Source organism: Seohaeicola zhoushanensis (assembly GCF_014656415.1).
GTDB lineage: Bacteria > Pseudomonadota > Alphaproteobacteria > Rhodobacterales > Rhodobacteraceae > Seohaeicola_A > Seohaeicola_A zhoushanensis.
This window is the reverse complement of the sequence record NZ_BNCJ01000036.1, coordinates 1-21649: the sequence shown is the minus strand read 5'-3', so window position 1 is coordinate 21649 and position 21649 is coordinate 1. Positions and strand designations below refer to the sequence as shown.

Genomic DNA, 21649 nt, shown 5'->3' with positions numbered 1-21649 from the left:
AGCTTGTCGCAGAAGGATCGGATCAGGCGGCTGCGCCGGCCTTGGCGATCTCTTTCTTCAGCTTCAGCGCGCGGGCCGACAGCTCGTCGTCCTTGGCCTTGGCCAGGAAGGCGTCGATGCCGCCACGGTGATCGACGCTGCGCAGGGCGGCGGCCGAGACCTTGAGCTTGACGACACGGCCGAGGGTCTCCGAGACCAGCGACACGTCGTTGAGGTTGGGAAGGAACCGGCGCCGGGTCTTGTTGTTGGCGTGGCTCACGTTGTTGCCCGACATCGGGCCTTTTCCGGTCAGTTCGCAGACGCGCGACATGGGTTCATCCTCTGGGTCTTCTGCGGGCCGGCAGGCCCAGTGCAATAGATCAGGCGCCGCCAGAGGCCGCGCCCGGAAACTCGTCCGCTGCCTTTAGGGGGAATCGCCGCAAGGGTCAAGGGGAGAAGGCGGTCAGGGGGCCGGCGAACGGGGCAACCGCTCCCTGCGGGCCGGTTAGCAACCCGCCGGGCGGGAATCAAGCACCCCCCGCCCCGGAAATCGCGCGCCCGCGCAGGCCGCGCTTGAGCGGCGCGCCCGCCTGCGCCTAACTGGCGCCAGCAGCGGAGATCCTTCGATGACAGATTCCCCCGGCAACGGCCCCGGCCGCCTCTCGGTGCGCGCCCTCGGCCCCGAAGACGTCGACGACTGGCGCCGCCTGCGCACCGAGGGGCTGCGGCTGTTTCCCGGCGCCTTCCTCATCACCCTGCAGGAGGCCGAGGCGGCAGAGCGGGACACCGACCTGGCCGCAATGGCCCGCGGCGGGCGCTTCGGCGTCTTCGACGGTGCCCGCGCCATCGGCATCGGCGCGATCCGCTGCATGGGCCTGTCGCGCATCCGCCACCGGGCCGAGCTCGGCCCCTTCTACGTCTCGCCCCAGGCGCAGGGCTCGGGCGCGGCCCGGCTGCTGCTCGACGCCCTGCTGGACCATGCCCGCGCAATGGGCGCATTGCAGGTCGAGCTCTACGTCGCCGGCGACAACCCCCGCGCCATCGCCTTCTACGAACGCCACGGCTTTGCCCGCTGCGGCACCGTCCCCCGCGCGGTGATCATGCCCGAGGGCCCGGTCGACGACCTGTTCTACGTGCGAATGCTCGACGGCGAGGCGGCGTGACCGCCTTGTGAAGCCGCCCCCGCCCCGCTAGGACGGGGCAACGTTTCACGAGGTCCGCCCATGCCCGTCTTCCTGAACACTGCCGATGCCGGCTTCGAGACCGCCTTCACCGCGCTGCTCAACGCCAAGCGCGAGGACAGCCCCGATGTCGACGCCGTGGTCGCCGGCATCATCGCCGACGTGCGCGCACGCGGCGACGCGGCGCTGATCGAGCTGACGGCGAAGTTCGACCGCATGGAGCTGACGCCCGAGACGCTGGCGATTCCGCCCGGCGAGGTCGACGCGGCCATCGACCGCGTCTCGCCCGAGGAACGCGCGGCGCTGGAACTGGCAGCGGAGCGCATCCGCGCCTACCACGTCCGCCAGATGCCCGAGGATGCGCGCTGGACCGACCCGGAGGGCGCGACGCTGGGCTGGCGCTGGACCGCGATCTCGGCCGCCGGCCTCTATGTGCCCGGCGGGCTGGCCTCCTACCCCTCCTCGGTGCTGATGAACGCGATCCCCGCCAAGGTGGCGGGCGTCGAGCGGCTGGCGATCTGCGTGCCGACGCCGGGCGGGGTCATCAACCCGCTGGTGCTGCTGGCCGCGCGGCTGGCGGGCGTGGACGAGATCTACCGCATCGGCGGCGCGCAGGCGGTGGCGGCGCTGGCCTATGGCACCGAGACGGTGAAGCCGGTCGACAAGATCACCGGCCCCGGCAACGCCTTCGTCGCGGCGGCCAAACGGCGGGTCTTCGGCAAGGTCGGTATCGACATGATCGCCGGCCCGTCGGAGATCCTGGTGATCGCCGACAAGGATAACGACCCCGACTGGATCGCCCTCGACCTGATGAGCCAGGCCGAACACGACGAAAGCGCGCAGTCGCTGCTCATCACCGATGACGCCGCCTTCGGGCAGGCGGTGGCGGCGGCGGTCGACAAGCGGCTGGAAACGCTCGAACGCCGCGCCATCGCGGGGGCAAGCTGGCGTGACTATGGCGCGGTGATCGTGGTCAGCGACCTGGCCGAGGCCGCCACACTGTCGAACCGCATCGCGCCCGAACACCTCGAACTCTGCGTCGCCGACCCCGAGGCGCTGGCGGCCCAATGCATCCACGCCGGGGCGATCTTCCTCGGCCAATGGACGCCCGAGGCGATCGGCGATTATGTCGGCGGGCCGAACCACGTGCTGCCGACCGCCCGCTCGGCGCGGTTCTCCTCGGGCCTGTCGGTGATGGACTTCCTCAAGCGCACCACCATGGCCCGCATGACCCCCGAGGCGCTGCGCGCCATCGGCCCGGCGGCCGAGGCGCTTGCGGCTTCGGAAAGCCTGCAGGCGCATGGTCTCTCGGTGACGGCGCGGCTGGAACGGCTGAACCGGGGCTGACGCACAGGCCGCATTGCGGCGCGGGGCAAGCTGAGCTAAGCGTCACATGTATGTTTTGTGACAGGGTCCGCCGTGGAGTTCGCCATGTCCCATATCAGCGAGATCGCGCTCGATGATTCCAATCTCCCGCCGCCAACGCCGGAGATCGAGCAGGAGCGCAAGGTCGCCATCTTCGACCTGCTGGAACAGAACCACTTCGTATTGCCCAAACGCGACGACCGGTTGGTGCCCGAGGGCCCCTACAAGCTGAACCTGTCGATCCGCGACAAGCGGCTGGTCTTCGACGTCGAGACCCCGGAAGACCAGAAGGCGGCCGAGTTCCACCTCTCGCTCGGGCCGTTCCGGCAGGTGGTCAAGGACTACTTCCAGATCTGCAAGAGCTACTACGACGCGGTGAAGACCCTGCCGCCCAGCCAGATCGAGACCATCGACATGGCCCGGCGCGGCATCCACAACGAAGGCAGCCGCGTGCTGCAGGAGCGGCTGGAAGGCAAGGTCGAGGTCGATACCGACACCGCCCGGCGGCTGTTCACCCTGATCTGCGTGCTGCATTTCGGTGGCTGACTTGGCGCAGGCCCTTCCCCAGTCTGTACTGTTCTGCTGCGATCACAACGCCGTCCGCTCGCCCATGGCCGAGGGGATCATGAAGAAGTTCTACGGAACCGGGACCTATGTGCAGTCGGTGGGCGTGCACAACGATCTCGAGATCGACGGCTTCGCCATCGCCGCCTGCAACGAGATCGGCGTCGAACTGGCGCGCCACCGCTCGCGGTCGTTCGACGAGATGGAACGCTGGGGCGAGGACCTGTCCTCTTTCGACCTGGTCATCGCCCTCTCGCCCGCCAGCCGCGAGCGGGCCAGCGAGCTGACCCGCTTCTTCCACCTGGAACTCGACTACTGGCCGATCCTCGACCCGACCGGCATCGGCAACACCCGCGAGGACAAGCTGGCGCTCTACCGTCAGGCCCGCGACCAGATCGTCGACAAGCTCAAGGCGCGCTTCGGAGAGCCGAAGGGCGGCTGAGCGCGCCGAAGGCCCGGAAATCCCGGCCGGACCCTGCATCCTTGACCCAAAGGTTAATTTCTGTACTCAATTCGGCGTGGGTTATTCATGGGGGTTTCGAAGGTGACCATATCCAATCTGAAGGTCCTGGCCGCAGCGGCAGCGCTGGCCGTGGCGGGTGTCGCGGCAGAAGCGGCGCCGCTCCAGTTCACCCTGAGCGGCGCGGCATCAGCCAGCTTCGTCTTCGATTCCGACCCGGCGCAATCCGATCTTCTCGCTATAGGTGGCAATTATTTCAAGATTGCCGCGTCCGGAACGTTCCCGAACAACACGCCAGTCAATACTGCCATACTGCAGTTCTTCGATGGTGAATCCGGTGGGGGTTTCGCCATGTTCGAGGGAGGCGGCGGTTTTAAGTTTAACACCTTCGGCCCTCAAATCTTTGGGGGAAGTGTGAATGATCCCGCGTTCCAGACCGGAACGTTTTCGCTGGGATCTTACATTGGGGATAGGAGCGGCCCCTACACCCTGACCATCACCGAGATCTCGGCCGTGCCGCTGCCCGCCTCGGCCCTGCTCCTGATGGGCGGGTTGCTGGGGCTCGGCGCTCTGGCGCGCCGCCGCGGGGCCAGGGCCTGACCGGCCAGCCTCACACGGCGCACCAGCCCCGGAACTCCGCCGCGCGGTCGCGCAGCCAGAGCACGTCGAAATCGGCGATGAAGGAATAGCCGCGCCCGAACAGCGCCTCGGCCTGCCCCTTCGCGCGGGCGACATTGCCCAGCGGGATGCCGGCGGCCTTGCTGGCCGCCTCGACGCGGCTCATGGCGGCGATGAAGTCGGGATGGTCGAACTGGCCCATCACGCCGAGATCCGTCGACAGGTCGAAGGGCGCCGGCACAATCATGTCGATGCCCGGCACCGCGCAGATGGCGTCGATATTCTCGACCGCCTCGCGCGTCTCGATGGTCAGGATGCAGACCAGCGCCTCCTGGTGGCGCGGATACTCCATCAGCGTCGAGTTCCAGCGCGACTGGGCGATGAAGGGGCCGAAGCCGCGCGTGCCGACCGGCGGATAGCGCATCGAGGCCACTGCGCGCCCGGCATCGGCGGCGGTGCGGATCAGCGGAAAGACGATGCCCTCGGCCCCCATGTCGAGGATGCGCTTGACCTGGGTCTCGTCGATCGAGGTCACCCGCGCCAGCGGCGCGCAGCCGGTGCCCTGGGTCGCCGCGATCATCGCGTGCGCCGTGCCGATATCCACCGCGCCATGTTCGAGATCGACAATCACGCAATCCATCCCCGAAGCCGCCAGCGCCTGGGTCACCACGGGCGAGGGAATGGTGCAGAGCACGCCGCTCAGGCGCGCGCCGGGGGTGGTCATCTTCTGGTTGAGCTGCATTCCGGGGGCTTCCTTCTGCATGGGAAAGGGAGACTTGGGGAACCAGGGACCGGCGCGAAAAGCGCCCTACCGGGGCAGCATGTCGCCCTTCGCCCAGTCGATCAAGCGCGATGCGACCGGACGGGTTTGCAGAGGGCGCCAAAAGCTGGCACATCCCTTCGGGAACCACCTGAAGGGACGCCCCATGACCGTGATCCGCCGCTATTTCGACGCCTTCAACGCCGGTGACACCGCCGCCATGCTCGACTGCGTGACCGAGGACGTGGCCCATCACGTCAACGAGGGGCAGGTGCGCAGCGGCAAGGCGCTCTTCGCCGAATTCTGCGCGCACATGAGCCGCTGCTACCGCGAGGAGCTGACCGATATGGAGATCTTCGTGAACGAAGCCGGCACCCGAGGCGCGGCCGAGTTCATCGTCAACGGCACCTACCTGGAAACCGACGCCGGCCTGCCCGAGGCGCGCGGGCAGAGCTACCGCCTGCCGGGCGGGTCGTTCTTCGACCTGCGCGACGGCCGGATCGCCCGGGTGACGACCTATTACAACCTCGCCGACTGGATCCGGCAGGTCTCGTGACCGAGGTCCGGGTCCTGACCGGCGCGGCGCTTGACGCCGCGCTCGACGATGTGGCGGCGCTGCGGATCGCGGTGTTCCGCGACTGGCCCTATCTCTACGACGGCTCGCTCGACTACGAGCGCCGCTATCTCGCCACCTACCGCGAGAGCCCCGGCGCTGTGCTGGTCGGCGCCTTCGACGGAGCGCGGCTGGTCGGCGCGGCCACCGGCACGCCGCTGGCCGATCACGCCGACGATTTCGCGGCCGCCTTCGCCGCCAGCGGCATCGGGCTTGCCGAGGTCTTCTACTGCGCCGAGTCGGTGCTGCTGGCGGACTGGCGCGGAAAAGGCATCGGCCACCGCTTCTTCGACCTACGCGAGGGCCATGCCCGCGCCCTGGGCTTCCGCCGCTCGGCCTTCTGCGCGGTGCAGCGCCCGGCGACCCACCCGCTGCGCCCCGCCGGCTATCGCCCGCTCGACGCCTTCTGGCGCGCGCGCGGCTATGCGCCGCTGGCCGGCGCGGTGGCCGAGTTCGAATGGAAGGACATCGACCGCATCGAGGCCGACCGCAAGCCGCTGCAGGTCTGGCTCCGCGATCTCTGATCGCGCCCGGCGCGGCGGGGTGAAACCCCGCCCTACCCCCTCCAGAAGCGGAGGGTGAAGATCACGTAGACCGCCAGCAGCTCCAGCCGCCCGACCAGCATGGCGACAACCAGGATCCACTTGGCGCTGTCGTTCAGCGTGCTGAAATTCCCCGCCGGCCCGATGATATCGCCCAGACCGGGGCCGATATTGGCCACCGCCGTCGCCGCGCCCGAGACCGAGGTGGTGAAGTCGAGCCCGGTCAGCGCCAGGGCCAGCGAGAGCACGCCCAGCGTCACCACGAAGAAGACGAAGAAGGCGACGACCGAGTTCAGCACCTCGGCATCGACCGGACGCCCGCCATAGCGCGCCACGAAGACCCCGTGCGGCGAGCGGATGCGCTGCACCTGCACCTTCATCACCGCGAAGAGCAGCTGGTAGCGGAAGATCTTCACCGAGCAGGCGGTCGATCCGGCGCAGCCGCCGATCAGCCCGATGTAGAAGAACAGCACGATCAGGAAGGGGCCCCACTGCATGTAATCGACGCTGGCATAGCCAGTGCCCGAGATGATCGAGGTGATGTTGAACAGCGCCTCGCGCAGCGATTTCTCCCAGTGGTGCGGGAAGATCGTCGTCAGAACCGCCCAGGCCACCAGCACCAGCACCAGGATGGTCCAGAGGAACCCGCGCGCCTGCGGGTCCTTCCACATGCTGGTGTAATTCCCGTTCAGCATCTGCACGTAGCGCACGAAGGGCAGCGCCGCGAGCACCATGAAGAGCGAGGCGACATATTCCGCCGGCCCCGAGAAGACCGCGAAGGAGGCGTCGTAATTGGCGAAACCGCCGGTCGAGATGGTGGTCAGCGCATGAACCGTCGCGTCAAAGACGCTCATGCCCAGCACCAGGTAGCAGAACATGCAGGCCAGCGTCATGCCCACGTAGATCACCGAGATGCGGCTGGCGATCTCGGTGGCGCGGGGCAGGATCTTGCCCATCGTGTCGAAGGCCTCGGAGCGGAACAGCTGCATCCCCCCGACGCGCAGCTCAGGCAGGAAGACCATGGCGAAGACGATGATACCGATGCCGCCGAGCCATTGCAGGATGCCGCGCCACAGCAAAATACCCTTGGGCAGGTGCTCCAGCCCGGTGATGACGGTCGAGCCGGTTGTGGTGAAACCCGACATCGCCTCGAAGACCGCGTCGGTCACGCTCAGGTCGGTCGCCCCGAAGATCAGCGGCAGCGACCCGAAGGCCGGCAGCGCCACCCAGACCCCGGTGGTCAGCAGGAAGGACTGCTGGATCGTCAGGCCCGGCCGGAGCCCGCTCGAACAGCTGATCGAGACGCCGCCCCCGATCATCACGCAGAGCAGCCCCGCCTCGAGGAAGGCGGCCCAATGGCCGTTGCCCTCGGCGATATCCACCAGCATGGGCAGCGACATCGTCAGCCCGAGGATGGCCACCAGCAGGCCGATGACATATCCGACGGGGCGAAGGTCCAGCATGGACGCAGCGTTGGCGGGACGGGCGAAGGCTGTCAAGGCGGGCGCTGCTCAGCCCAGCTCGCGCTTCTCGACGAGCACGCCGTAAAGCGTCGTCAGCACCGAGAGCGAGAGCACCATGCCGAACCAGCTGAACATCAGCCGGACGACCAGGCCCACCGGCCCGCCGGGCGTCGCGAACTCGGCCAGCGCGCCGAAGGCCCAGGTGGCCAGCGAGACGATGGCGAAGGCGCTGGTATAGCCCTTCGATACCGCGAGCGCTTCGCGGAAGGTCATCCGCCCGCCGATGGCGATGGCGGGAAGCACCAGCGACAGGCGCAGGGTCAGCGCCAGCACCGGGATGAAGCCCAGCATGATGACGAGATTGGCAAGCCCCGGATTGCCGGTGGCCGCGCCGGCCATGCCCGCCACCAGGACAACCGGCACCAGCAGGGCGAACATCGCCAGACCGACCTTGATCGAGGCCCAGAAGTAGCCGCGGAACTCCGCCGCGCCAAAGCCGGGAATCAGGCCGCCGGTGTCTTCGGACAAGAGCCCGTAGCGATGCCAGCCCACCGCCGCCCAGACGAAGCCGGCCAGGTAGCAGAGCGTCGCGACCAGCCCGGCAAGCGCGTCGCCGAGGCCCAGTTGCGCCATGTCGCCGCCCTCGGCAGCGGCCCCGCCGCCGATTGCGCCCATGACGAGGAAATCCGCGGCAACGGCCACCGCGAAGGGCAGCAGCGTCAGGCGCGCGGTCGTTCCGAGATCGTGGAACAGCATCCGCACCGCATGAACCAATACCTCAATGCTGAACATGTTCCCGCCACTCCGTTGCGCCGCGGCAAGCTATGGCGGCCCGGCGGGCGACGTCAAATCAACAGCCATCGACCGGGTGCCCGCCGTGCCCGACGGGCCACACCCGGCGAGGAGCCCGCCCTGCGCCCTCAGCCGACGTGGAAGAGCGTCGAGAACAGCCGCGGGTCCATGCTGGTGGCGGCAAAGGTCTCGCCCTCGAAGAGCACCGAGACGGCATCATGGCTGTGCAGGCTCTCCTGGTGGCTCGCGATCACCCGGAAGTCGCCGATTCGCGGGTCGGTGTGCAGCTGCTCGCAGAACAGCCGCGCCGCATCCTCGACGAAGATCGGGTTGGCGGCGTTCAGCTCGGCAAAGGCCTGTTCGTCCTCGCGCTTGACCATCACCTGGGTCTCGGTCGGCACCGCGCGGCGGCAGAGGTCGATCAGGTCCTCGAACCAGAGGCAATTCTGGTCGCAGTTCACCACCGCCGAGATCCGCGCCACAGAACGCTGCGAATGCGGCGTCGCCAGCTGGCCGCGTCGCGAACGCGCGTGCTCGGACAGTTCCAGCGAGCAGGGGCAGGTCGAGGAATAGACATAGTCGAGGTGCATGATCTTCTGGCGCACCCCGTCGATTTCGACCAGTTCCAGCGTGATGTCGTAATACTGGTAGCCCATCAGCCCCGAGCGCAGGCTCTCCACCTTCATCGGGAAGGAGAAGCGCATCTGGATGCGGGCGTCGAAGCTCTCCAGGTCGGTCTTGTAGTCGTCCAGCGCCGCCTCGATCACGCCAAAGCTGAAGGTCTTCTCGGAATGGGCATAGAAGGAGCGCATGATGCGGCTCATGTTGATGCCCTTCTTGTCGGCCTCAAGGCTGACGGTCCCGGTGACCGAGGTCTCCAGCGTCAGGTCGCCGTTGTCGCGGGTGTGAAAGCGGATTGGCAGGCGGAAGTTCGAGATGCCGACATGCTGGATCAGCCGCTTGGCACCGCGGATCAGGCTCGACGGGCCGTTCTGCAAATCGGGCAGCGTTTCCTTGTAGGCAGCATCGGCGACGAAGCCCTCTGGGTAGACTCGCGACAACTCGGGATAGGGCACGCCCGCCGCGCCCGGCAGCAGGCGCGCCAGCGCCGGGTCCATCGATCCAAGCTCGTCCTTCGACGCATTCTCCACCCAGCGGCGCAGCAGGTCGAGCGCGGCAGTGGCATCCGCCCGGTCGGGCGTGGCAGCGATTGTGGGCCGGTGGATGGTCATGTCAGTCCTCACGTCTTCGAAGTGTCAATGTAAGGTCTCGCCGCGGCTTTTGCCACGATTTGTTACCGTTACGCATGGCCGCCATGCATCGGATCACTAATAGCCGCGGCCCGGCCCGCGAAAAACGGCGCAATTCCCCTGTAGCCGACAGGAATCGCAACGCGCGGCCCCGTCATTTGTTGCTTTTGCTCCGGAATTTGAGGCCGGTTGCCCCTGTCAAACCCCTTCCGCATATGGCATTGCCTGCGACCAAGGACGACTCAAAGGAGCACGGCATGTCGCGAACCGTCTATGTCAACGGCGAATACCTCCCCGAGGAAGACGCCAAAATCTCGATCTTCGACCGCGGATTCCTGATGGCGGACGGGGTCTACGAGGTGACCAGCGTGCTCGGCGGCAAGCTGCTCGACTTCGACGGCCACAGCGCCCGCCTCGAACGCTCGCTGAAAGAGCTCGACATGGCCGCGCCGGCCACCGGCGACGAGTTGCTGGCGATCCACCGCGAACTGGTGGCGCGCAATGACATCGTCGACGGCATGATCTACCTGCAGGTCACCCGCGGCTCGGCCGGCGACCGCGATTTCGCCTTCCCCGACCCCGCAAAGACGCCCTCCTCGCTGGTGCTCTTCACCCAGTCCAAGCCCGGCCTCGCCAACAACCCGGCGGCGAAGACCGGGCTCAAGATCATCACCATCGACGATATCCGCTGGGGCCGCCGCGACATCAAGACGGTGCAGCTGCTCTACCCCTCGATGGGCAAGATGATGGCCAAGAAGGCCGGCGTCGATGATGCCTGGATGGTCGAGGACGGTTTCGTGACCGAGGGCACCTCGAACAACGCCTATATCGTCAAGGGCAACACCATCATCACCCGCGCGCTGTCCAACGACATCCTGCACGGCATCACCCGCGCCGCCGTGCTGCGGTTCGCCCGCGAGGCACAGATGGAAGTGGTCGAGCGCAGCTTTACCGTGGACGAGGCCAAGGCCGCGGACGAAGCCTTCATCACCTCGGCCAGCGCCTTCGTGATGCCCGTGGTCGAGATCGACGGCGCCCCGATCGGCACCGGCACGCCGGGCCACGTCGCCACCCGCCTGCGCGAGATCTACCTCGACGAGAGCCTCAAGACCGCGATCTGAGACGCCGCCGCGCCACCGCTCCCCCCAACTCAACACCATCCCCTCTCCCCTCGGGGGAGAGGGTCAGGGCGAGGGGGCCTCGCCCTCACGCCACCGCTTCCCCTCAGCGCAACGCCATCCCCTCTCCCCTCGGGGGAGAGGGTCAGGGTGAGGGGGCCTCGCCCTCACGCCACCGCTTCCCCCCAGCGCAACGCCATCCCCTCTCCCCTCGGGGGAGAGGGTCAGGGTGAGGGGGCCTCGCCCTCACGCCACCGCTTCCCCTCAGCGCAACGCCATCCCCTCTCCCCTCGGGGGAGAGGGTTAGGGTGAGGGGGAACCTACCAACCCCGAGAACGCCCGACAAACGCGCCTCCCCAAGGAGCAGAGGGCCAGACCAAGGGCACCGCGACCAAGCAGCGCCACCCGTTGCATCGTCGCCCCGTGCCCCTCGAAACCGAGACCGCCTCATGACGACGAGAGAGCAACCGGAGAACGACAACCGCCTCCTCTCCGACCTTCTCACCCGCCTCCCGTCCGAAGCCCGCATCGCGCGGCTCTCCGAAAGCGACCTCCAGGACAACATCCCCTGCTACGTGGAGGAGATCGAGGCCGCGCTCCGGGGCCTTGCCACGCCCCAGGCCTCCAGCGCGGCATCACAGGCAATTGCCGCCCTGCGCGCGGCTGCGGCGGCCGGCGACATCCGGGACGGCGTCATCAGGGCGCTCGATACGCTGCGCGACGCGCTCCCGGTTGCGCAACGCCCTCCCCTCTCCCCTCGGGGGAGAGGGTCAGGGTGAGGGGGCATCGCCCCAACCCCATTCCCCCGCCGCCCCGGCCCTGCTAACGTCGCGCCATGACACACAGCTGGCAGTTCTGGGCCCTCCTCTCGGCAGGCTTCGCCATTCTCGCCGCGCTCTTCCTGGGCGAGCGGCTCACCGCCGGCGGCTGGGCCGGGGTCGGGCTGATCTCGGCCGGCGCCCTGCTGCTCGCCATATCCTGACCCCGAGAGGTGCCATGTCGCTGCTCCTGATCCTTCTGCTCCTGCTCGTGGCGGCCTTTGCCGGTCTCTACCTCTGGTCGCGGTCGCTGGCGCGACAGGCCCGCGCGATGGTGCCCCCGGCGGGGCAGGTGGTGCCGGTCAGGGGCGGCAGCATCCACTACGTCGAGATCGGCAACCCCGAGGCGCCGCCGCTGCTGCTGATCCATGGCATCGCGGCGCAGCTGCAGCACTTCACCTATGGCGTGACCGACCTGCTTCGGGACGACTACCGCCTGATCGTGATCGACCGCCCCGGCAGCGGCTATTCCGACCGGATCGAGGACACCGACGCCGCCCTGCCCGTGCAGGCCCGGATGATCGCCGAGTTCCTTGACGCCAAGGGCATCGGCCCCTGCGTCGTCGCCGGCCATTCGCTGGGCGGCGCGGTGACGCTGGCACTGGCGCTCGACCATCCCGAGAAGGTCCGCGCCATGGCGCTGATCGCCCCGCTGACCCATGTGCAGGAAGAGATCCCGGCCATCTTCAAGGGCCTCGAACTGCGAAACCGCGCCATGCGCCGCTTCGTCGCCAATACCCTGGCCCTGCCGGTCGGCAAGGCCACCGCCGACAAGGTGCTGGCCTTCGCCTTCGCCCCCGAGTCGCCGGTGCCCGATTTCATGACCCGCGCCGCCGCCGTGCTGGGCCTGCGCCCCGAGGCCTTCATCGGCGCCTCCAGCGACCTGGTGACGCTGGAAACCGCCCTGCCCGCCCAGGTCGCGCGCTACGGCGCGCTGACGCCGCCGGGCGCGGTGCTCTACGGCGCGGGCGACGTGCTGCTGAACCCGGCGCTCCAGGGCGAGGCGATGCGCGCCTACGGGCTGCGCTACGAAACCCTGCCGGGGCGCGGCCACATGCTGCCGATCACCGCCCCCGCCGAGGTCGCCCGCTTCATCCGCGAAGTGGCCTCCAGCGCCCCCTGACCCCGCAGCCGCCTGCAAAATCATGATTTGTGAGCCACTCCCCCGGTTGCTATAAGCGGGAAAACACCAAGAACGGGAGGCAGGCAGATGGGGTTCCCGGGAACCTGGATGACGACCAGCGAAAGCGTGGTCTACCGGGTGGTGCCGAAATGCGCCTGCTCGACCATCGGCCAGATCCTCTACTACTCGGACCACGGCAGCTTCTACGACGGCGACATCCACGACTCGACCTCCGGCCTGCACAAATGGGCGCAGGAGGAAAGCCAGGAGCCGATCACCCGCGTGGTCGAGAGCCACGCCGCCTATGCCTTCACCTGCGTGCGCAACCCCTATTCCCGCATCCTGTCCTCCTTCTTCGACAAGATCTGCGGCATCCAGCGCAACGGCAGACGCTATCGCGGCAACCTGGTGCCGACGCTCGCTTTTACCTACGGCATCGAGGTCGGCGGCGATGACGGCCAAGGCGAGTTCGACCAGATCGCCTCCTTCCGCCGCTTCCTGCTCTTTGCCCGCGACACCATCCGCTGGCGCCGCCCGATGGAACCCGACATCCACTGGTCGGCCATGTCCGGTCATGTCGGCACCTTCGTCAGCGCCGGCGGGCGCTATGACCGGATCTTCTGGACCGAGAAGTTCGACGAGGGCATGGCCGATGTGCTGAAGCACATCGAGACGCCCCACCAGGTCGACCTGGCGCAGATCCCCCGCTTCAACGAAAGCGAGGGCCACGGGCCGAAACGGCTGCACCCGGTCGAGGACTACTTCGACGATCTCTCGATGCACCTGGTCTACGAGATCTACAAGAAGGACTTCGACCTCTTCCGCTACGATGCCGGGAACCCGGCCAACAAGATGCCCACCGGCGAGATCGACCTCGACGAGGTCCACGCCAAGCTCGGCGGCTGAGCCCCTTGGGCGAGATCGACACGCTGGTCTCGCACTACGGGCTGATCGCCCTGTTCCTCGCCTGCTTCTTCGAGGGCGAGACCGCCGCCATCGCCGGCGGGGTGCTGGCGCACCGCCACCTGCTGGTGCTCTGGCAGACCATCGCCGTGATCGCCGCGGGCGGGTTCTGCTCGGACATGGTGATCTTCCTGGTCGGCCGCCGCTTTCGCGCCCATCCACGCGTCACCGCGCTGACCGGGCGGCCCGCGGTGACCCGCATCCTCGCCGCCGTCGCCCGCTCGCCCCGGCGGGTCGCGGCGACCTTCCGCTTCATCCCCGGCGCGCGCATCGTGACGCCGCTGGCGCTGGCCCATTCGGCGATCCCGGCACCGGTCTACCTGGGCCTCACGGCGATGACCGCGCTGGCTTGGGCCTGCACCTTCGCCCTGCTCGGCCATGGCATCGGCACCGCGCTGCACCTGCTCTTCGGTCCGCCCCACACCCACCACATCCTGATCGCCGCCGCGCTCGGCATCCTGGCGGCCGGGGCGCTCGCCGCCTGGCACCTGCGCCGCCGCTGACTGAGGTTGCACAAAGCCGCGCCGCACCCTACATCTGCGCGTCATGAGCAAGGACAAGGACAACAAGAACTTCAAGCTGATCGCCGAGAACCGGCGGGCAAGGTTCGACTATGCCATCGAGGACGATCTCGAATGCGGCATCATCCTTGAAGGCTCGGAAGTGAAGGCGATGCGCCAGGGCGGCACCAATATCGCCGAGAGCTATGCCACCGTCGACAATGGCGAGCTCTGGCTGGTGAACTCCTATGTCGCGCCCTACGAACAGGCCAAGATGTTCCGCCACGAGGAGCGCCGCCGCCGCAAGCTGCTGGTCAGCCGCAAGCAACTCTCGGACCTGTGGAACGCGACCCAGCGCAAGGGCATGACGCTGGTGCCGATGTCGCTCTATTTCAACGAGCGCGGCATCGCCAAGATCAAGCTCGGCGTCGCCAAGGGCAAGCAGAACCACGACAAGCGCGAGACCGCCGCCAAGCGCGACTGGGACCGCCAGAAGGCGCGGCTGATGAAGGACCACGGCTGAGCGATCGCCGCGCTGCTGGCCCTGTGATTGCTGGCCGTGTGCTTGCTGGCCCTGTGCTTGCTGGCCCTGTGCTTGCTGGCCCTGTGCTTTTGGGGGCGCTGCCCCCGCCGCGCCTGCGGCGCGACTCCCCCGGAGATATTTGGAAAGAAGAGAAATCAGGGGCGCGGCGCCGCTGACGGCGGCGCCCGGCCCGCGAGGGCGGCAATCCGGGTCGCGCGCGGAAACTTCCGAGCCGGCGTTCCACCAGCGAAATCAATGTTTTGCCCGCGGCCCCCGCTGGGACAGCCGGAAAACCCCCTCTTGCCCTGAACCCCGTCGCCAGCTAGTCAGAGCCATCCATGCGAAGGAGGCCGCGATGGCAAGCGACGATCCCAGAACCCTCGTTTCCACCGATTGGCTGGCGGCCCATATCAAGGACCCCGACCTGCGGATCATCGACGCTTCGTGGTACCTGCCCGCCGCCAACCGGGACCCCAAGGCCGAATATGCCGCCGCCCATATCCCCGGCGCGCGGTTCTTCGATATCGACGACATCTCGGACCACCGTTCGGACCTGCCCCACATGGCGCCGCCGGCCGAGAAGTTCATGTCGCGCCTGCGCGCCATGGGCATCGGCGACGGCCACCAGGTGGTGATCTACGACGGCGCCGGGCTGAACTCGGCCGCCCGCGTCTGGTGGCTGTTCCGCCTGATGGGCCAGAACGATGTCGCCGTGCTCGACGGCGGGCTGCCCAAGTGGCAGGCCGGGGGCCGCGAGATCGAGGACATGCCGCCGATGATCCGCGACCGCCACATGACGGTGCGGGTGCAGAACCAGCTGGTGCGCGACGTGACCCAGGTCTCGGCCGCCAGCAAGCTTGGCGATCACGAGATCATCGACGCCCGCTCGCCTGCCCGCTTCCGCGGCGAGGCCGAGGAGCCGCGCGCGGGCCTGCGCAAGGGCCATATCCCCGGCTCGAAGAACGTCTTCTTCATGGAGCTGCTGAACAAGGACGGCACCATGAAGTCGCCCGCCGAGTGCCGCGCCATCTTCGAGGCCGCCGGCGTCGACCTGTCGAAACCCGCCATCACCACCTGCGGATCCGGCGTCACCGCCGCGATCCTCTCGCTCGCGCTCGAACGGATGGGCAAGAGCGATCACGCGCTCTACGACGGCTCCTGGGCCGAATGGGGCGCCTTCCCGACCCTGCCCGTGGCCACCGGAGCCTGACCCATGTTCGAGTCGCTGAAACCCCAGCCCGCCGACAAGATCCTGATGCTGATGCAGACCTTCCGCGACGACCCGCGGACGGACAAGATCGACCTGGGCGTCGGCGTCTACAAGAACGCCGAGGGGCTGACCCCGGTGATGCGCGCCGTCAAGGCGGCCGAGCACCGGCTGTGGGAAACCCAGACCACCAAGACCTATGTCGGCCTGCTGGGCGACCCGGCCTACAGTGACGCGATGATCGACCTGGTGCTGGGCGATGCGGTGCCGCGCGCCTCGGTTGCGGCGGCGGCGACGCCGGGCGGCACCGGCGCGGTGCGCCAGGCCTTCGAGCTGATCCGCTACGGCAACCCCGAGGCGCGCGTCTTCGTCTCGGACCCGACCTGGCCGAACCACCTCTCGATCCTGAACTACCTGAAGATGCCGGTGGTGACCTACCGCTACTTCGATGCCGAGACCGGCGGCGTGAACTTTGCCGGCATGATGGAGGATATCGCCCAGGCCCGTCCCGGCGATGTCATCCTGCTGCATGGCTGCTGCCACAACCCGACCGGCGCGAACCTGAACCGCGTCGAATGGCAGGCGGTGATCGATTCGATGCTGAAGACCGGCGCGCTGCCGATGGTCGACCTTGCCTACCAGGGCTTCGGCGACGGGCTCGAGGCCGATGCCGAGGCGACCCGCATGGTCGCGGCGGCGATGCCCGAGACGCTGATCGCGGCAAGCTGCTCGAAGAACTTCGGCATCTACCGCGAGCGTACCGGCCTGTTGATGGCGATCAGCGCCGATGCGTCGAAAACGCCGCTGGCGCGCGACACGCTGGCCTTCCTGAACCGGCAGAACTATTCCTTCCCGCCCGACCACGGCGCGCGGGTGGTGACGACCATCCTGACCGATCCGGTGCTGCGGGCCGACTGGGCCTCGGAACTCGAGGAGACGCGGCTGTCGATGCTCAACCTGCGCCAGCAGCTCGCCGACGAGCTGCGCCAGCAGACCGGCTCCGACCGGTTCGCCTTCCTCGCCCAGCACCGCGGCATGTTCTCGCGCCTCGGCGCCAGTCCCGAGAAGGTTGAACAGCTGCGCGCCGACAACGGTATCTACATGGTCGGCGACAGCCGCATGAACATCGCCGGGCTGAACAGCAAGACGGTGCCGATCCTGGCCCGCGCCATCGCCCAGGCGGGGATCTGAGGCCCCATCCTTCTCGAATGAATACTTCGGCGAAACCCTCGCAGGTTTCGCCGAAGTCGTTTCAGGCCCTCAGCGGTCGTACGAGACCATGGTGAGCAGCTCGTATTGCGCCACCTGTTCGCCGTTCTGGTTGGTCAGCGTCACGTTCCAGGCCACCTCGCCATAGGTGTCGGTGCGCTGGGTCTTGCGCGCGCAGACCAGCCGCACCGCGATGCTGTCGCCCGGGCTGACCGGTTTCTGGAAGCTGAGGCCGTTCAGCCCGGTATTGGCCAGCACCGGGCCGGGATCGGGCTGCACGAAGAGGCCCGCCGCAAAGCTCAGCAGCAGATAGCCATGCGCCACCCGGCCGGGGAAGAAGGGGTTCGCCTTCGCGGCCTCCTCGTCCATGTGGGCATAGAAGGTATCGCCGGTGAAATGGGCGAAATGCTCGATATCCTCGAGCGTGACCTCGCGCGCCTTCGTGTGCAGCGTCTCGCCGATGGCGATTTCGCGGAAGGTGCGCTGGAACGGATGCGCGGGGCCCTCGATCTCCGTCGCGCCCGGCATCCACTGGCCGGTGATCGCGGCGATCACGTCCGGGCTGCCCTGCACCGCCGTGCGTTGCATGTAGTGCAGCACGCCGCGGATGCCGCCCAGTTCCTCGCCGCCGCCGGCGCGCCCCGGTCCGCCGTGCACCATATGCGGCATCGGCGCGCCGTGGCCGGTGGCCTCCTTGGCGTTGGCCCCGCCGACGATGTAGAGCCGCCCGTGCCAGGCGGCGCTGTCCAGCGCGACAGCCCGCGCCACCGACGGATCCGCCGTCACCAGCGAGGCAACCAGCGAACCGCCGCCGCGATTGGCCAGCTGGCTGGCATGGGCCAGGTCGCGGTAGGGCATGAGGGTCGAGACCGGGCCAAAGGCCTCGATCTCGTGCACCGCCCGCGCCGCGTCGGGGTCATCGCATTGCAGCAGGGTCGGCGCGAGGAAGGCGCCCTCGGGGCCAGCCCCGGTCAGCGCCGGGCTGGCCGGGTCGCCGGTCAGACGCTTGGTCTCTCCTGACAGGGCCGCGATGCGCGCCAGCACGTCGGCCTTCTGCTCGGCCGAGGCCAGCGCGCCCATGCGGACGCCCTCGGCGGCCGGGTCGCCGATGGTCAGCCCGTCCAGCCGCCCCATCAGCGCGTCGCGCACCTCGCCCAGCAGCGCCTGCGGCACGATGATCCGGCGGATCGCGGTGCATTTCTGCCCGGCCTTGGTGGTGATCTCGTTGGCCGCCTCCTTGAGGAAGGCGTCGAACTCGCCCGTGCCCGGCACCGCATCGGGGCCGAGGATGGTGGCGTTCAGGCTGTCCTGCTCGGAGTGGAACCGCACCGAGTTGCGCATCAGCGCCGGGTTGGCCCGCAGCATCAGCGCGGTATCGGCCGAGCCGGTGAAACTCACCACGTCCTGCGCACCGAGGCGGTCGAGCATGTCGCCCAGCGAGCCGATCACCAGCTGCACCGCGCCCTCGGGCACCAGCCCCGACTCGATGATCATGCGGAAGCAGGCCTCGGTCAGGTAGCAGGTCTGGGTCGCCGGCTTGACGATGGCCGGCATCCCCGCCAGCAGCGTCGGCGCCAGCTTTTCCAGCATCCCCCAGACCGGGAAGTTGAAGGCGTTGATATGCACCGCCACGCCCTGCATCGGCACGCAGATGTGCTGGCCGACGAAACCGCCCGATTTCGACAGGATCTCGGGCTCGCCGTCGATATAGACCAGCCCGTCGGGCATCTCGCGGCGGCCCTTGCCGGCCATCACCATCATGGTGCCGATGCCGCCCTCGATATCGACCGCGCCGTCGCGCCGGGTCGCCCCGGTCAGCGGGTTCAGCGCGTAAAGCTCTTCCTTGCGGCTGGCGATGTAACCGGCCAGCGCCTTCAGCATCTTGGCGCGCTCGTGGAAGGTCATGGCGCGCAGCGCCGGCCCCCCGGTCCCGCGCGCCCAGTCGAGCATCGCCTGCACGTCGAGCGGAGCGCCGCCGGCCTCGGCGATCTGGGTGGCGGTGACGGGGCCGTGGATGGCGCGGGCATCGCGGCCCGGCTCGATCCAGCGGGCGGCGGCGAAACTGGCGGGTCTGAGCATGATCTCTCCTCCTCGGGGATTCGCGCGCAGAGTGGACCGTGCCGCGACGGAAATCAACACTCTTGACCGCGCGGTCGGCTTTGTGCAAGTTGCCCGAGACCAAGGGGGAGGGTTGAGGATGACGCCACAGGACCGCGCCGAGAAAAGCGCCGAAGCAATGTGGGCAACCGATTCCGCCTCGAAATGGCTCGGCATGACGCTCGATGCGGTCGGCCCCGGCACGGCGGTGATGTCCTTCACCGTGCAGGAGCACCACCTCAACGGCCATCGCATCTGCCATGGCGGCTATATCTTCACGCTGGCCGACAGCGCCTTTGCCTTCGCCTGCAACAGCTACAACCAGGTGACGGTCGCGCAGTCGAACTCGATCACCTACGTCTCGCCGGGCCGCCCGGACGAACGGTTGACCGCCACCGCCACCGAGGTCTCGAAGGCCGGACGGTCGGGCATCTACGACGTTGCCGTGACCGGTGAGGACGGGCGCACCGTAGCGCTGTTCCGGGGTCTGTCACGCAGCCTCAAGGGCCAGAATTTCGAAGAAGATCAATGACCCGCGCCCGCATGTCGCCGGGCCAGGGGGTTGTCCGTCATGGAGGAGAATGACTGATGCAGGATCTGACGCCGCCGCGCGAAAGCCTTGATGCGATCGAGATCGCCAGCCGTGACGAGATCGCGGCGCTGCAGTTGCAGCGGCTCAAGTGGTCGCTGCGCCACGCCTATGACAACGTGCCCCATTACAAGGCGGCCTTCGATGCCAAGGGCGTGCATCCGGACGACCTGACCTCGCTGGCCGACCTGGCCAAGTTCCCCTTCACCACCAAACTCGACCTGCGGGCGAACTATCCCTTCGGCATGTTCGCCATCCCGCGCGAGCAGGTGCGGCGGATCCATGCCTCCTCGGGTACGACGGGCCAGCCCACCGTGGTCGGCTATTCCGACAATGACCTCAAGGTCTGGGGCAGCGTGGTGGCCCGCAGCCTGCGCGCCGCGGGGCTGCGGCCCGGCGACATGCTGCACAACGCCTATGGCTATGGCCTCTTCACCGGCGGCCTCGGCATCCACCTCGGCGCCGATGCGCTGGGGCTGACCACGGTGCCGATCTCGGGCGGCATGACCCAGCGCCAGGTCCGCCTGATCGAGGACTTCAAGCCGAAGGGGATCACCGTCACCCCCTCCTACGCGCTCTCTATCCTCGACGAATACGCGGCGCAGGGCCTCGACCCGCGCGACAGCTCGCTGCAGGTCGGCATCTTCGGGGCCGAGCCCTGGACCAATGCCATGCGGCTTGAAATCGAAGCCGCCTTCGACATGCACGCGGTCGACATCTACGGCCTTTCCGAGGTCATGGGCCCCGGCGTCGCCAATGAATGCGTCGAGACCAAGGACGGGCTGCACATCTGGGAAGACCACTTCTACCCCGAGGTGATCGACCCGGTGACCGGCGAGGTGCTGCCCGATGGCGCCCAGGGCGAGCTGGTCTTCACCTCGCTCACCAAGGAAGCCTTCCCGATCGTGCGCTACCGCACCCGCGACCTGACCCGCCTGCTGCCGGGCACCGCCCGCTCGATGCGGCGGATGGAGAAGATCACCGGCCGCAGCGACGACATGATCATCCTGCGCGGCGTCAACGTCTTCCCGACCCAGATCGAGGAACAGCTGATGGCGGTGCCGGGGCTGGCGGCGCATTTCCAGATCCACCTCGCCCGCCCCGGCCGCATGGACGAGCTGACCGTGCGCTGCGAGGCCGCCGAGGGCCATACCGCCGCCGAGGCGCGCAGCGCCGCCGCGCGCGATCTCGCCCACCGGATCAAGGCCACCGTCGGCATCAGCGTCAAGATCGAGGTGGCCGACCCCGGCGGGGTCGAGCGCAGCCAGGGCAAGGCGGTGCGCATCATCGACAACCGCCCCAAGAGCTGATGCCGAGGGGCGTCGCACGCGACCACGACGAGAAGCGGGGCGCCCTGCGCAAGGGCGCGGCCCGCTATTTCGCGCAGCATGGCTACGACCGCGCCTCGATGACCGGCGCGGCGAAGATGTGCGGCGTGTCCAAGGCGCTGCTCTACCACTATTACGACAGCAAGGAGGCGCTGCTCTTCGACATCCTCCAGGACCACCTCGCCGACCTGGTCGACCGCGCCGAGGCGGCCCGCGCCGAGGGCATTCCGGGCCTCGTGCGCGGCATCCTCGCCGCCTATGCCGACGCCGATGCCGAGCACAAGCTGCAGATCGACGCCTTGGCGACGCTGCCGCCCGACCTGCAGGCGCCGCTGGTCGCACTGCAGCGCGAGCTGGTGGCGCTGATGGCCGAGGCGGTGCGCGAAAGGCGCGGCGATCTCGACGCCGACCACCTGCGGGCGGCCACCATGTCGGTCTTCGGCGTGCTCAACTGGTTCTACATGTGGCACCGCCCCGGCAAGGGGCTCAGCCGCGACCAATATGCAGAGCTGGCCTCGGAATTCGTCCTCGGCGGGCTGGCCGGGCTGTCGGCCAACGGGTGAAGCCCGCCGCGTCCCCTCTCCCCT

Annotated in this window: 25 protein-coding genes; 19 read left to right on the top strand and 6 right to left on the bottom strand. The window is 68.2% G+C overall.

From position 1 onward, the window contains the following. Positions 1-22 precede the first annotated feature (22 nt). Positions 23-310, bottom strand: coding sequence for a 50S ribosomal protein L28 (gene rpmB, locus IE266_RS25370; RefSeq protein ID WP_189682935.1), 288 nt, complete (start codon positions 308-310; stop codon positions 23-25). 295 nt (positions 311-605) lie between these two features. Here rpmB and IE266_RS25365 point away from each other — a divergent pair, with 295 nt between their 5' ends. The 5 genes from IE266_RS25365 to IE266_RS25345 all read left to right on the top strand — a co-directional run bounded on the left by IE266_RS25365 (position 606) and on the right by IE266_RS25345 (position 4149). Further along, positions 606-1142, top strand: a complete 537-nt coding sequence (locus IE266_RS25365) for a GNAT family N-acetyltransferase (protein WP_189682934.1) — start codon at positions 606-608, stop codon at positions 1140-1142. 60 nt (positions 1143-1202) lie between these two features. Further along, positions 1203-2507, top strand: coding sequence for a histidinol dehydrogenase (gene hisD, locus IE266_RS25360; RefSeq protein WP_189682933.1), 1305 nt, complete (start codon positions 1203-1205; stop codon positions 2505-2507). 84 nt (positions 2508-2591) lie between these two features. Beyond that, complete coding sequence (locus tag IE266_RS25355; RefSeq protein WP_189682932.1) at positions 2592-3071, top strand: UPF0262 family protein; 480 nt, start codon at positions 2592-2594, stop codon at positions 3069-3071. Position 3072: 1 nt separating this feature from the next. Next, the gene (locus IE266_RS25350; RefSeq protein WP_189682931.1) at positions 3073-3531 is read left to right on the top strand and encodes an arsenate-mycothiol transferase ArsC; all 459 of its coding nucleotides are present in this window, start codon (positions 3073-3075) and stop codon (positions 3529-3531) included. Positions 3532-3633: 102 nt separating this feature from the next. Then, positions 3634-4149, top strand: a complete 516-nt coding sequence (locus IE266_RS25345) for a VPLPA-CTERM sorting domain-containing protein (RefSeq protein WP_229864485.1) — start codon at positions 3634-3636, stop codon at positions 4147-4149. A gap of 10 nt (positions 4150-4159) precedes the next feature. Here the strand turns inward: IE266_RS25345 and IE266_RS25340 are convergent, their stop codons facing one another. Continuing rightward, positions 4160-4909: an HpcH/HpaI aldolase family protein gene (locus IE266_RS25340; protein WP_189682929.1), complete on the bottom strand. Its 750-nt coding sequence runs from the start codon at positions 4907-4909 to the stop codon at positions 4160-4162. Between the two features lie 184 nt (positions 4910-5093). Here IE266_RS25340 and IE266_RS25335 point away from each other — a divergent pair, with 184 nt between their 5' ends. Beyond that, positions 5094-5483 carry a ketosteroid isomerase-related protein gene (locus IE266_RS25335; protein ID WP_189682928.1) on the top strand — a complete coding sequence of 130 codons (390 nt, stop codon included), beginning with the start codon at positions 5094-5096 and terminating at the stop codon, positions 5481-5483. Then, positions 5480-6064 carry a GNAT family N-acetyltransferase gene (locus tag IE266_RS25330; RefSeq protein WP_229864484.1) on the top strand — a complete coding sequence of 195 codons (585 nt, stop codon included), beginning with the start codon at positions 5480-5482 and terminating at the stop codon, positions 6062-6064. The genes IE266_RS25335 and IE266_RS25330 overlap by 4 nt, the downstream gene beginning before the upstream one ends. 32 nt (positions 6065-6096) lie before the next feature. Here IE266_RS25330 and IE266_RS25325 read toward each other — a convergent pair whose 3' ends face one another. From IE266_RS25325 to folE2, 3 genes are all read right to left on the bottom strand, one after another. Beyond that, complete coding sequence (locus tag IE266_RS25325) at positions 6097-7545, bottom strand: TrkH family potassium uptake protein (protein WP_189682927.1); 1449 nt, start codon at positions 7543-7545, stop codon at positions 6097-6099. A gap of 48 nt (positions 7546-7593) precedes the next feature. Continuing rightward, on the bottom strand, positions 7594-8337 hold the full coding sequence (locus IE266_RS25320) for a hypothetical protein (protein WP_189682926.1): 744 nt from the start codon (positions 8335-8337) through the stop codon (positions 7594-7596). Positions 8338-8465: 128 nt separating this feature from the next. Continuing rightward, a complete protein-coding gene (folE2, locus tag IE266_RS25315; RefSeq protein WP_189682925.1) occupies positions 8466-9569 on the bottom strand; it encodes a GTP cyclohydrolase FolE2 in 1104 nt (367 codons plus the stop codon). Between the two features lie 275 nt (positions 9570-9844). Here folE2 and IE266_RS25310 point away from each other — a divergent pair, with 275 nt between their 5' ends. From IE266_RS25310 to IE266_RS25270, 9 genes are all read left to right on the top strand, one after another. Next, positions 9845-10708 carry a D-amino-acid transaminase gene (locus IE266_RS25310; protein WP_189682924.1) on the top strand — a complete coding sequence of 288 codons (864 nt, stop codon included), beginning with the start codon at positions 9845-9847 and terminating at the stop codon, positions 10706-10708. Between the two features lie 446 nt (positions 10709-11154). Further along, entirely contained in the window at positions 11155-11484 is a 330-nt protein-coding gene (locus IE266_RS25305) for a hypothetical protein (RefSeq protein ID WP_189682923.1), read from the top strand. A gap of 56 nt (positions 11485-11540) precedes the next feature. Then, positions 11541-11687: a hypothetical protein gene (locus IE266_RS25300; RefSeq protein ID WP_189682922.1), complete on the top strand. Its 147-nt coding sequence runs from the start codon at positions 11541-11543 to the stop codon at positions 11685-11687. Positions 11688-11701: 14 nt separating this feature from the next. Next, entirely contained in the window at positions 11702-12646 is a 945-nt protein-coding gene (locus IE266_RS25295; RefSeq protein ID WP_189682921.1) for an alpha/beta fold hydrolase, read from the top strand. A gap of 87 nt (positions 12647-12733) precedes the next feature. Further along, on the top strand, positions 12734-13552 hold the full coding sequence (locus IE266_RS25290; RefSeq protein WP_189682920.1) for a sulfotransferase family protein: 819 nt from the start codon (positions 12734-12736) through the stop codon (positions 13550-13552). 5 nt (positions 13553-13557) lie between these two features. Beyond that, on the top strand, positions 13558-14112 hold the full coding sequence (locus IE266_RS25285) for a DedA family protein (protein ID WP_189682919.1): 555 nt from the start codon (positions 13558-13560) through the stop codon (positions 14110-14112). A 43-nt stretch (positions 14113-14155) separates the two neighbouring features. Then, positions 14156-14632: an SsrA-binding protein SmpB gene (smpB, locus tag IE266_RS25280; RefSeq protein ID WP_189682918.1), complete on the top strand. Its 477-nt coding sequence runs from the start codon at positions 14156-14158 to the stop codon at positions 14630-14632. A 355-nt stretch (positions 14633-14987) separates the two neighbouring features. After that, on the top strand, positions 14988-15842 hold the full coding sequence (gene sseA / locus IE266_RS25275) for a 3-mercaptopyruvate sulfurtransferase (protein ID WP_189682917.1): 855 nt from the start codon (positions 14988-14990) through the stop codon (positions 15840-15842). A gap of 3 nt (positions 15843-15845) precedes the next feature. Beyond that, the gene (locus IE266_RS25270; protein WP_189682916.1) at positions 15846-17030 is read left to right on the top strand and encodes an amino acid aminotransferase; all 1185 of its coding nucleotides are present in this window, start codon (positions 15846-15848) and stop codon (positions 17028-17030) included. A 69-nt stretch (positions 17031-17099) separates the two neighbouring features. Here the strand turns inward: IE266_RS25270 and paaZ are convergent, their stop codons facing one another. Then, positions 17100-19127 (bottom strand): phenylacetic acid degradation bifunctional protein PaaZ, encoded by a 2028-nt coding sequence (paaZ, locus tag IE266_RS25265; RefSeq protein WP_189682915.1) that lies wholly within the window; start codon positions 19125-19127, stop codon positions 17100-17102. Positions 19128-19245: 118 nt separating this feature from the next. On the opposite strand from paaZ, the gene paaI reads away from it, so the two are divergent. Genes paaI through IE266_RS25250 form a run of 3 tightly spaced genes read left to right on the top strand, consistent with a single transcriptional unit; the run spans position 19246 to position 21625 of the window. Next, positions 19246-19677 (top strand): hydroxyphenylacetyl-CoA thioesterase PaaI, encoded by a 432-nt coding sequence (gene paaI / locus IE266_RS25260; protein ID WP_189682914.1) that lies wholly within the window; start codon positions 19246-19248, stop codon positions 19675-19677. A 56-nt stretch (positions 19678-19733) separates the two neighbouring features. After that, the gene (gene paaK, locus IE266_RS25255; protein WP_189682913.1) at positions 19734-21044 is read left to right on the top strand and encodes a phenylacetate--CoA ligase PaaK; all 1311 of its coding nucleotides are present in this window, start codon (positions 19734-19736) and stop codon (positions 21042-21044) included. Beyond that, entirely contained in the window at positions 21044-21625 is a 582-nt protein-coding gene (locus IE266_RS25250; protein WP_189682912.1) for a TetR/AcrR family transcriptional regulator, read from the top strand. Before paaK ends, IE266_RS25250 begins: the two co-directional genes overlap by 1 nt. The last annotated feature ends 24 nt before the right edge of the window (positions 21626-21649 follow it).

What these genes read in the sequence shown, in the direction of transcription:
- rpmB (WP_189682935.1), bottom strand. Translation starts at nt 310, where the DNA reads ATGTCGCGCGTCTGCGAACTGACCGGAAAAGGCCCGATGTCGGGCAAC.
- IE266_RS25365 (WP_189682934.1), top strand. Translation starts at nt 606, where the DNA reads ATGACAGATTCCCCCGGCAACGGCCCCGGCCGCCTCTCGGTGCGCGCC.
- hisD (WP_189682933.1), top strand. Translation starts at nt 1,203, where the DNA reads ATGCCCGTCTTCCTGAACACTGCCGATGCCGGCTTCGAGACCGCCTTC.
- IE266_RS25355 (WP_189682932.1), top strand. Translation starts at nt 2,592, where the DNA reads ATGTCCCATATCAGCGAGATCGCGCTCGATGATTCCAATCTCCCGCCG.
- IE266_RS25340 (WP_189682929.1), bottom strand. Translation starts at nt 4,909, where the DNA reads ATGCAGCTCAACCAGAAGATGACCACCCCCGGCGCGCGCCTGAGCGGC.
- IE266_RS25335 (WP_189682928.1), top strand. Translation starts at nt 5,094, where the DNA reads ATGACCGTGATCCGCCGCTATTTCGACGCCTTCAACGCCGGTGACACC.
- IE266_RS25325 (WP_189682927.1), bottom strand. Translation starts at nt 7,545, where the DNA reads ATGCTGGACCTTCGCCCCGTCGGATATGTCATCGGCCTGCTGGTGGCC.
- IE266_RS25320 (WP_189682926.1), bottom strand. Translation starts at nt 8,337, where the DNA reads ATGTTCAGCATTGAGGTATTGGTTCATGCGGTGCGGATGCTGTTCCAC.
- folE2 (WP_189682925.1), bottom strand. Translation starts at nt 9,569, where the DNA reads ATGACCATCCACCGGCCCACAATCGCTGCCACGCCCGACCGGGCGGAT.
- IE266_RS25310 (WP_189682924.1), top strand. Translation starts at nt 9,845, where the DNA reads ATGTCGCGAACCGTCTATGTCAACGGCGAATACCTCCCCGAGGAAGAC.
- IE266_RS25305 (WP_189682923.1), top strand. Translation starts at nt 11,155, where the DNA reads ATGACGACGAGAGAGCAACCGGAGAACGACAACCGCCTCCTCTCCGAC.
- IE266_RS25300 (WP_189682922.1), top strand. Translation starts at nt 11,541, where the DNA reads ATGACACACAGCTGGCAGTTCTGGGCCCTCCTCTCGGCAGGCTTCGCC.
- IE266_RS25295 (WP_189682921.1), top strand. Translation starts at nt 11,702, where the DNA reads ATGTCGCTGCTCCTGATCCTTCTGCTCCTGCTCGTGGCGGCCTTTGCC.
- IE266_RS25290 (WP_189682920.1), top strand. Translation starts at nt 12,734, where the DNA reads ATGGGGTTCCCGGGAACCTGGATGACGACCAGCGAAAGCGTGGTCTAC.
- smpB (WP_189682918.1), top strand. Translation starts at nt 14,156, where the DNA reads ATGAGCAAGGACAAGGACAACAAGAACTTCAAGCTGATCGCCGAGAAC.
- sseA (WP_189682917.1), top strand. Translation starts at nt 14,988, where the DNA reads ATGGCAAGCGACGATCCCAGAACCCTCGTTTCCACCGATTGGCTGGCG.
- IE266_RS25270 (WP_189682916.1), top strand. Translation starts at nt 15,846, where the DNA reads ATGTTCGAGTCGCTGAAACCCCAGCCCGCCGACAAGATCCTGATGCTG.
- paaZ (WP_189682915.1), bottom strand. Translation starts at nt 19,127, where the DNA reads ATGCTCAGACCCGCCAGTTTCGCCGCCGCCCGCTGGATCGAGCCGGGC.
- paaI (WP_189682914.1), top strand. Translation starts at nt 19,246, where the DNA reads ATGACGCCACAGGACCGCGCCGAGAAAAGCGCCGAAGCAATGTGGGCA.
- paaK (WP_189682913.1), top strand. Translation starts at nt 19,734, where the DNA reads ATGCAGGATCTGACGCCGCCGCGCGAAAGCCTTGATGCGATCGAGATC.
- IE266_RS25250 (WP_189682912.1), top strand. Translation starts at nt 21,044, where the DNA reads ATGCCGAGGGGCGTCGCACGCGACCACGACGAGAAGCGGGGCGCCCTG.